Here is an 8,710-nt window from a genome sequence, read left to right on the forward strand (position 1 = left end):
CTATCGTTTTATGGGGGAGGAAACGTCATCGGCAGCTACTGCTCAATGGAAAGGCGTAACTGTTACTGCTACCCGCACTATTTATCAGTATGCGTGTGGGCCTGTTAACCTGCAGGTGCAATTCACCTCACCTTTGCTGTTAAATAGCTGGACGATATTGACCCGCCCCGTTTCCTATATTTCGGTAACGTTGCAGGCGAACGATAACAGAACACATCAGGCACAGGTAAGTATAAATGTGTCTACCAATATTTGTGTAAATAAACCCGAACAGGAAGTGACTGCTAAAAAGCTGGTGACTACCGATGGTTTGAATGTGATAAAGGCGGGCTCGGTTGAACAACCGGTTCTGCAAAAGAAGGGTGATGACCTGCGTATTGACTGGGGATATATGTATGTAGCTGCGCCAAAAGCGGCCAGTACGAAACAGGTGATTGGTGATGCCCAAACAGCTGATTCCTCCACAGGTAAAAACTTTCTGTTGCGTACGACCTTGCCAGCCCTGAAAACAACCAGTGTTCCGCAGGAGCAATTCATTATGCTGGGGTATGATGACTTATATTCCGTACAATACTTCGGCAAAAACCTGCCTCCGGTTTGGCGTACCGAAGGACGTACCATAGAAAAGGAACTGGCCCATGCCGCAGCCGATTATAAAAGTGTGATGAAGCAATGCATTGCCTTTGATGATCGCCTGTATGCGGATGCCGTAAAAGCCGGAGGTGAAAAATATGCGCAATTATGTGTGGCCGGCTATCGCCAGAGTGTGGCAGCACATAAGATCCTGAAAGACCCGAATGGGGAGATCTTATTTCTGTCGAAAGAGAATTTCAGTAATGGATCTATCAATACAGTAGATGTAACCTATCCTTCGGCGCCGTTGTACCTGCTGTACAACCCAGACCTGTTAAAGGGTATGCTGAATGGGATCTTTTATTATAGCGAAAGCGGCAAATTTGCGAAACCTTTTGCGGCACATGATCTGGGAACCTATCCATTGGCTAATGGACAAACCTATGGGGAAGATATGCCGGTGGAAGAATCGGGCAATATGCTCATTTTAACGGCTGCCATTGCCAAAGCGGAAGGGAACGCCAATTACGCCAGAAAGCACTGGAAAACGCTGACCACCTGGGTCGATTACCTGGAGAAAGAAGGCTTTGATCCTGCCAATCAGCTGTGCACCGATGATTTTGCCGGCCACCTGGCGCGCAATGCAAACCTGTCTGTAAAGGCAATTGTGGCTATAGGCTGTTATGCGATGCTGGCCGAAATGATGCACGATGTACCTACCAGTATGAAGTACCGCACCACCGCCATTAACATGGCAAAAAAATGGATGACGCTGGCCAACGATGGCGATCATTACTCTCTTACTTTTTCCGATAAAAACACCTGGAGCCAGAAGTATAACCTGGTTTGGGACAGGGTGCTGAACCTGCATTTGTTCCCGGTGGAAGTGTATAACAAAGAGATAAAATACTATCTCACCAAACAAAATACCTTTGGCTTGCCATTAGACAGCCGGAAAACCTATACCAAAAGCGACTGGATCATGTGGACGGCCACGCTCACAAACGATACAACAGTTTTTAAAGCGCTCACCGACCCGCTTTATAAGTATCTTACAGAAACGCCAACCCGGGTACCATTGAGCGACTGGCACGAAACCACCAATGGAAAACAGGTAGGCTTTCAGGCCCGTAGTGTGGTAGGCGGTTATTTTATGCGTATGCTGGATAAGAAATTTAGAGGAGGAAAGGCAGCAGGCAGAGGGCAAAAGACAATCGTGAAACGTGAAACGTCAAACGTGAAAGGGCTCGCGACAGAATAGTATTCCTCTCTGTTTTTCAACCCGGTCAACTTGTTAACTCGTCAACTGGTCAACTTGCCTTCCATTTTCAAATTTGCTAATTTTCACATTAACATGCATCGTCGTCATTTTCTCAAAAACACAACACCGGTACTGCTGTTACTTACAAACGGCAAACTGATGTATCGTTCTCTTTCAGAACTGGCTTCCACACGCAATAAAGTAAAGTTCCGGTTTGCGGTGGCAAGCGACGGGCATTTTGGCGAACCCAAAACAACCTGGGAGAGCAATTATACCAGCATTATACAACACATCAATCAGCAACATAAACAAAGCAGGCTGCATACCTGCATCATTAACGGCGATATTATTCATAACGATCCTGCAATGTTGCCATTGGCGAAACAACAGCTCGATCAGTTAAAGATGCCCTATTATGTTACGCAGGGTAATCATGACAGAGTGAATGAAGAGGTGTGGCGCAAAACCTGGAACATGCCGTTCAATCATTCCTTCGTAAAAGATAAACAGGTCTTTCTGCTGGCCACTACCTCTAATGAAAAAGGCGATTTCCTATGTCCCGATCTTGACTGGATGCGCGCCCAGCTGGAAAAATATAAAAAGGCGCCGAATGTGTTTATCGCCATTCATATTACACCGGTTAAATGGACGGAATATGGTGTGGATTGTCCGGAGTTTATAGATCTGTTGAAGGACTATAAAAATGTTCGTTGTGTATTCAATGGCCACGATCACGACCAGGACGATATGAAAGAACGGGAAGGTATCCCATTCCTGTTCGATTCTCATATTGGCGGAAGCTGGGGAACTGCGTATAAAGGTTTTCGTATGGTGGAAGTAATGGATGACAATACCGTTGCTACCTATATTCTGAATCCCGATGCAAAAATGAACGAACACCTGTTGCCGGAACGCAAGGCAGGAGTCCCTGTCCCAGTCATCCCAAGCATCCCATAAATCCAGGTTCAGACAGCTTACTGTATGTAATCTACTTTCCCTTTGAGCTCCTGCTCATTCCCGTGCAGATACTCATAATCAGCCCGCGCATAAATTTCAAGCGAATAAGAAGGAGTAGGCGTATCGATGGTGATGAGGTTGATCACCTGGTCGGACAGTTTATATACGCGCGTGATTAACGGCTTGTTGTACATAATATAACAAACGCTATCAGGCAAATTCAAAATACCAATTTCTGTGATGATCGATTTGAAGGTGTCTGCATCGCCAAAGCTAAAGCGCAGGGCATGATGAAAGGTGCGCCTGGTATACTCTGATAGCTTTAAATTAATGGCGTTGAACAAAAAATACTTCGGTAGGGTGATGGTGAACGAATTGGTGAACAGGGTAGTGGGGCTCACCCTGGTTTCCACCTGGCTCAGGTATTCGACCCAGGCCGGCGCTTCCAGCCGGGTGCCTTCGAGCAACCGGGCCATATAATAGCTGCCGCTGGTGGTTAAAGAAGCGTTTCCCAGTTTACGGGCTTGCGCCAGGGAATCTAAAAAAAACCGCGTTCGGGATTGAAACACATTGCTATCGGCTTCGTTCAGGGAAGTAATGCGTTTTAGCTTCCAGGTGCTGGTCTCTAAATAGTCCTGTATGGTAATGAGGGATGATCGTTGCAACGACAATAATCTGTTGAGGCTAATATTCTGGGCCACAAGCGCCACGGGCGTCAGTGAACTGGCGAGCAGCATCCACTTTATAAACAGTCGTCTCATAGTCAGTTAGCGATATGGCGCCGAATATACTCACTTTACCCATGGTGCCGTTTTTTATGGGCAACTTCGTTTAGTTAATTTGATTATTGTCAAGTCAGTACAAATTTGTACCGAGGTGAGTACAAATGTGGTATTAGAATGAATTTATATAAGTTGAAACATTGGTAGGGTGAGAGGTACTACCCTTATTGTAAGCGAAGAAAAGTGAATATAGTGCTACAGTACTATAATTTATGAATATAGTACTGGGATACTATAATTGACCAATATAGTACTGTAGTACTATATTGGTTTTATGTCGTTTTTGCCGTTATATGCATGAACGATCCTGATAAAAATCATTAATAAGAACATTGATCAACACTTTGCAATGGGTAGCCTGAGTTCAGCAAGCGATGCGCACGTAGCGGAAAAAGAGTTCACGGGCGCCCCCAACGATAAAGAACTTCAATATTTATATAATTACCTGTTAACCTTGAAAACCCTAGACAAGGTGAGGGTTATAGAAAAACGAGGCTGCCGAAACTTTTCTTCATAATAGAAATACTTACCCGATTCAACTTACATTAATAGCAACCCAGGTTAGCCTGGGTATTTTTTTGCCTGCCAGACTGGAATTGGTAGATGGTACGGTTTTTTAAGAATTTATTAAAGTTGTTTAATGTAAATAAAAGCAATTAGTTATGGAAACATTAGTGGACAATATCGCCGGGTACGAATATGGTGCAAATGAATTGGCCACCTCACCGGTAACTATGGAAGATCTTGAGCTGTTAAAACAAACCATCACGCTCGATTCAGACGATCAAAAGTTTTTGCGCATGGCAGGTGATGTGCTGGAACCGCAAACTGAATCTATCATCAATATGTGGCGGGGGGTGATCAGTTCAATGCCGCATCTGGCGTTCTATTTTAAAAATGAAGCTGGTAAAACCGACGAACAATATAAAGCAAAAGTGAAAGAACGGTTCAAACAATGGATCATGGACCTTTGCTACAAACCATATGACCAGGACTGGTTGAACTACCAGCATGAGATTGGTTTGCGGCATATGTCGGCCAAAAAGAATAAAACTGATAACGCCAATGCAGCTCCGTTTATTCCCATGCGGTATGTAATTGCGTTTACTGCCGTTGTGAATGATTCCATCAAACCATTTATGGCTAAAAACGGACATAGCCTGGGTGTGATTGAAAAAATGCACAAGGCCTGGTGTAAAGCGGTGTTGTTGCATGTTACATTGTGGACGCGGGCTTATGGCGGTAATGAGTGGTAAGGATGTTTATAAGAATTAAAGAGAACGTAACACAAACGATCATGGGGAAATATTGATACCGGAAAACGATTGTTGAGGCATAGATGCTGAAACAAAGGTGAACGCCCCAGAAAGTGCCGGCTAATATTAGTGTGCGTAATAATTGAGGAGAAAGTTTGTATCGTTTCGCCCGGATCACTACCAATAGTAACCCGCTGCAAAAAACAATGTTCGACAGCAGCCATAACCAGGGTATGGGGGCCAGCAGGGTTGCCTGAACTGTTTTGTTAACACAGGTTACCCGGTCGCTTTTATATTGGAACCATTTCATAGCGACAGAATCCACGGTGTTTTTCTTTTCATTATAAGAAAGAAAACACTCCAACGATGGCAAAAAGAATGTCCTCGAATTAGGCAGAATAAAATATCGCATATAGGCCAACGGGTGATGCAGCATCAGGCTATTGCTGTATTGCGTAAAAACAGGTGCAACGGCATGCCAGGATCTGAAATACCCGTCGATCTTTTTTTGCTCCTGCACTTGATACATATAGGTTTTCAGCGGTGAATTAGCGCTCCATAAAAACTCATCCGGACCTGGCTTTGCCGATGCAGGCAATGTATCAAAATATTGTTTTACTATTTTATTGAGCGCCTTACATTCCGCTGTAGGAAGGTCTTTGTCCTGCATAGAAATATGCGGGTATACTTGCAGGGCATTATTGGCCGCCATCCAGCTGCCAAAGGCAGAAAATACCGCCGTGCCTGTGTCCTGTTGCGTGAGTCTTTTAATATGTTGCATGCCTAAGTACATGGGCGCCACCACCAGAATAATTCCTGAAACTTTGAACAGCCAGTTCCGCCGGCTGAATAATACAGCCGGTATAGCCACCGCCGGCAGGTATAACGCCGTAAAACGGATCTGGAACAGGAGATACAGTAATGCTGCCATTAATAAAAGGTGGATCCAGCCAGGCCGGAATATAAGCCAGATCAACAACGTAAACCAGATAATACTTACACTCGCAAATAGGGGATCACTGCTCACCTGATTACTGAGGTATATAGTAATGGGGTTATATATAAGGAAAGCAAACAACATATGACTGATGCTGTTGCGCAAGGGAATGAAGAAGCGGAGCGTAAAAAAGAAATACAACACCCCAAGTTGTATGGTCAGGTATTGAACGAAAACGAGGGCTGTGTCGGAAGTGGTCAACCTATGTACCAGCGACAGAAAACGGGAGTATCCTATTGGCCGTACGCTGATGACATAATTGTTGGCAGCCGTATCGATATACGTGTAGCTGTCGGTAAAATAACTGGCAAACGGGTAGCAAAGTTTGAAAACGATAAACTGAATAAAAATACCTGCCGTAGCTATGAGCAGGTATTTTTTATTGAGATCATTTTTTATAAGGAACCGTGAAAAGGATTCGGAATCTGTTGGCTGATTAGTAAAACTATCTTTAAGACGTTTTAACCAGGATAATTTGCTGATCATATCGTCGTAAAAATAGGAAAAAATGCGTTAAGCGTTCTGCGTTAGTGAATTCCCAAACGGTAATTTTCTGATCCTTTTTCCCGTTGCTGCGAAAATAGCATTACAAACTACGGCGGCAATAGGTGGCAATGCAGGCTCGCCCAAACCCGTAGGCGCTTCATTGGTAGCTACAAACTGCACTTCTACCTCGGGCGGCGCATCGGCCATCCGCATCATTTTATAGCTGTTGAAGTTTTTCTGTTGTACGGCGCCTTTATCAAACGTGATCTCAGAGTACCAGGCATGGCCCAGGCCATCAACAATGGCACCCTGTACCTGGTTTTCGGCGCCGCTCAGGTTCACTACCTGTCCGCAGTTTACGGCTGCCCATACCTTATGTACTTTGGGTTTGCCATTTACTATGGAAACTTCGGCCACTTCGGCTACATAGGTGTTGAAGGAGTAATACGATGCAAAGCCTTTAAATCGCCCGGGCGTGTTTGTACCCCAGTTACTCATTTGGCTTACCAGGTTTATAACGCTTTTGAATTTCTCCACATCGTAACTCACTTTGCCAACCGGGCTGGTTTTGGCTTTCTCCAGCAATTCAAGGCGAAAGGCGATGGGGTCTTTCTTTAATTCATGCGCAATTTCATCGAGGAAGCTTTGTTCTGCAAAACCAATAGAATTATGGGTAGGGGCCCTCCAGGGACCGGTTTGAATGTTTGATTGAACGCCATGACTGTCGCACCGGTAATTGGCCAGTGCACCCGCAGGGAAGTTTTCCGAGGCAGCCGCACGGCCAGCATTCAGGGCAACCGCGTTCAGGTACCAGCCATCGAGTTCGTTATTGGCGTTAATGGCGGCCTGGTAACGATACATCCCGTTGGGGCGGTAAAAATCGCCCTGCATATCATCTTCGCGTGTCCAGAGCATTTGTACAGGCGCTTTGGCGGCAGCAGAGATCTGGGCAGCTTCCACCACATTGTCGGCACGTAGTTTTCTGCCAAAACCGCCACCCTGCCGGGGCATGCCCAGGGTAATATTGGCTTCGGCAATCCCTAATGCTTTCGCCACATCGCTGATGGCTTTGCCCGGAACCTGGGTGGGACCGTATAAGTCGGCTTTGCCATCTTTTACATCGGCAAAAAAGTTGATGGGCTCCATAGGTGCATGACTAAGCACGGGCACTTCGTAAATACTTTCCATCACTTTTTTGGCGCTGGTCAGGGCCTGTTCTACATTCCCGTCATTTCTGTCGGGTTTGTCGCTTTTTTGCTGAACCAGGTCTTTAAAGGCAGCAATATGTTCAGTGGTGCTTTCCAGTTTGCCAGCGTCTTCCCATTCAACCTTCAGGGCATCACGTCCTTTTTTAGCCGCCCAGGTATTGGTGGCCAGTACAGCTACAACCGTATCGGTGCGCACCACGTTCTTTACGCCGGGTATCTTGCGCGTTTCCGTATCATCGAACGACTTCAGTTTTTTACCAAAAGCAGGCGAGCGCGATACCATGCAAAAGAGCATGCCCTCGCGGCGGGTATCAATCCCAAACAAAGGTTTGCCGGTAAGAATGCCTTTATTGTCGATGTTATTAATGCGTTTACCGATGATCTTGAAATCTTTCGGGTCTTTCAGTTTTATATTATCGGGAACCGGCATGGAAGCCGATTTGGAAGCCAGTTCACCATAGCTGAGTTTTTTACCGCTCGCTTTGTGCAACACAAAACCACTTTCGGTTGAACATTCCTGCTCGGGAACATTCCAGGTTTGCGCAGCAGCGGCTACCAGCATTTGGCGGGCAACAGCGCCGGCTTTTCTAATCGGTTCGTACCGGCCACGAATGGCCCCGCTACCACCGGCAGACTGGTTACCATATTTTTCTTTATCAAAAACCGCCTGGGTAACCACCACTTTATTCCAATCCACATCCAGCTCTTCGGCCAACAGCATGGGCAACGAAGTTTTTACACCCTGTCCGATCTCGGGATTGGGCGCCATCAGCGTAACAATGCCCTGTGGATCTATAGAGAGATAAGCATTGGGGGAGAAGAGCGGTGCATCAGCCACCGTTTCAGCCGTTGCATTGGCCAGCATTTCAAAACCAAAAAGCACGCCGCCGCCGGCTAAACTGCTAATTTTTAAAAAGTGTCTGCGTGATATATTAGAGGGAGCTTGTTTCATGTATTTTAGTTTTTAAGTTCATAGGAGGTTATTAAGTTCTTAGGTTGAAAACTTCAGTAAACAATGAACTTAATAACTCAATAACTTATGAACTGCTATTTACTTGCATTGCCTGCAGCTATGTGTATTGCCTTTCGAATACGAACATAAGTAGCGCAACGGCAAATATTGCTCATGGCTGCGTTGATATCCTCATCAGTAGGATTGGGCTTTCTTTTTAACAAAGCAACAGCCGCCA

Annotated in this window: 7 protein-coding genes; 3 read left to right on the forward strand and 4 right to left on the reverse strand. The window is 45.5% G+C overall.

Features of this window, described 5'->3' with window-relative positions:
* Positions 1-1,834 (forward strand): glutaminase domain-containing protein (locus tag ACJ751_RS29280; protein ID WP_407749093.1); only part of this gene is annotated, 1,834 nt, incomplete at its 5' end.
* A gap of 93 nt (positions 1,835-1,927) precedes the next feature.
* The gene (locus tag ACJ751_RS29285) at positions 1,928-2,791 is read left to right on the forward strand and encodes a metallophosphoesterase family protein (protein WP_407749094.1); all 864 of its coding nucleotides are present in this window, start codon (positions 1,928-1,930) and stop codon (positions 2,789-2,791) included.
* A 17-nt stretch (positions 2,792-2,808) separates the two neighbouring features.
* On the opposite strand, the gene ACJ751_RS29290 is transcribed toward ACJ751_RS29285, so the two are convergent.
* On the reverse strand, positions 2,809-3,552 hold the full coding sequence (locus ACJ751_RS29290) for a hypothetical protein (protein ID WP_407749095.1): 744 nt from the start codon (positions 3,550-3,552) through the stop codon (positions 2,809-2,811).
* Positions 3,553-4,235: 683 nt separating this feature from the next.
* Between ACJ751_RS29290 and ACJ751_RS29295 the strand changes: the two genes are divergently transcribed.
* Positions 4,236-4,829 (forward strand): protoglobin domain-containing protein, encoded by a 594-nt coding sequence (locus ACJ751_RS29295; protein WP_407749096.1) that lies wholly within the window; start codon positions 4,236-4,238, stop codon positions 4,827-4,829.
* Here ACJ751_RS29295 and ACJ751_RS29300 read toward each other — a convergent pair.
* The 3 genes from ACJ751_RS29300 to ACJ751_RS29310 all read right to left on the reverse strand — a co-directional run bounded on the left by ACJ751_RS29300 (position 4,789) and on the right by ACJ751_RS29310 (position 8,696).
* Entirely contained in the window at positions 4,789-6,312 is a 1,524-nt protein-coding gene (locus ACJ751_RS29300; RefSeq protein WP_407749097.1) for a hypothetical protein, read from the reverse strand. The two genes, ACJ751_RS29295 and ACJ751_RS29300, sit on opposite strands and share 41 nt — an antisense overlap.
* A 27-nt stretch (positions 6,313-6,339) precedes the next feature.
* Positions 6,340-8,472 carry a molybdopterin cofactor-binding domain-containing protein gene (locus ACJ751_RS29305; protein ID WP_407749098.1) on the reverse strand — a complete coding sequence of 711 codons (2,133 nt, stop codon included), beginning with the start codon at positions 8,470-8,472 and terminating at the stop codon, positions 6,340-6,342.
* 95 nt (positions 8,473-8,567) lie between these two features.
* Positions 8,568-8,696, reverse strand: a complete 129-nt coding sequence (locus ACJ751_RS29310) for a 2Fe-2S iron-sulfur cluster-binding protein (protein WP_407749099.1) — start codon at positions 8,694-8,696, stop codon at positions 8,568-8,570.
* Positions 8,697-8,710: the final 14 nt, after the last annotated feature.

Source organism: Niastella sp., assembly GCF_045805085.1.
GTDB lineage: Bacteria > Bacteroidota > Bacteroidia > Chitinophagales > Chitinophagaceae > Niastella.

Coding starts and splice junctions, on each gene's coding strand:
- ACJ751_RS29285 (WP_407749094.1), top strand. CDS start 1,928: ATGCATCGTCGTCATTTTCTCAAAAACACAACACCGGTACTGCTGTTA.
- ACJ751_RS29290 (WP_407749095.1), bottom strand. CDS start 3,552: ATGAGACGACTGTTTATAAAGTGGATGCTGCTCGCCAGTTCACTGACG.
- ACJ751_RS29295 (WP_407749096.1), top strand. CDS start 4,236: ATGGAAACATTAGTGGACAATATCGCCGGGTACGAATATGGTGCAAAT.
- ACJ751_RS29300 (WP_407749097.1), bottom strand. CDS start 6,312: ATGATCAGCAAATTATCCTGGTTAAAACGTCTTAAAGATAGTTTTACT.
- ACJ751_RS29305 (WP_407749098.1), bottom strand. CDS start 8,472: ATGAAACAAGCTCCCTCTAATATATCACGCAGACACTTTTTAAAAATT.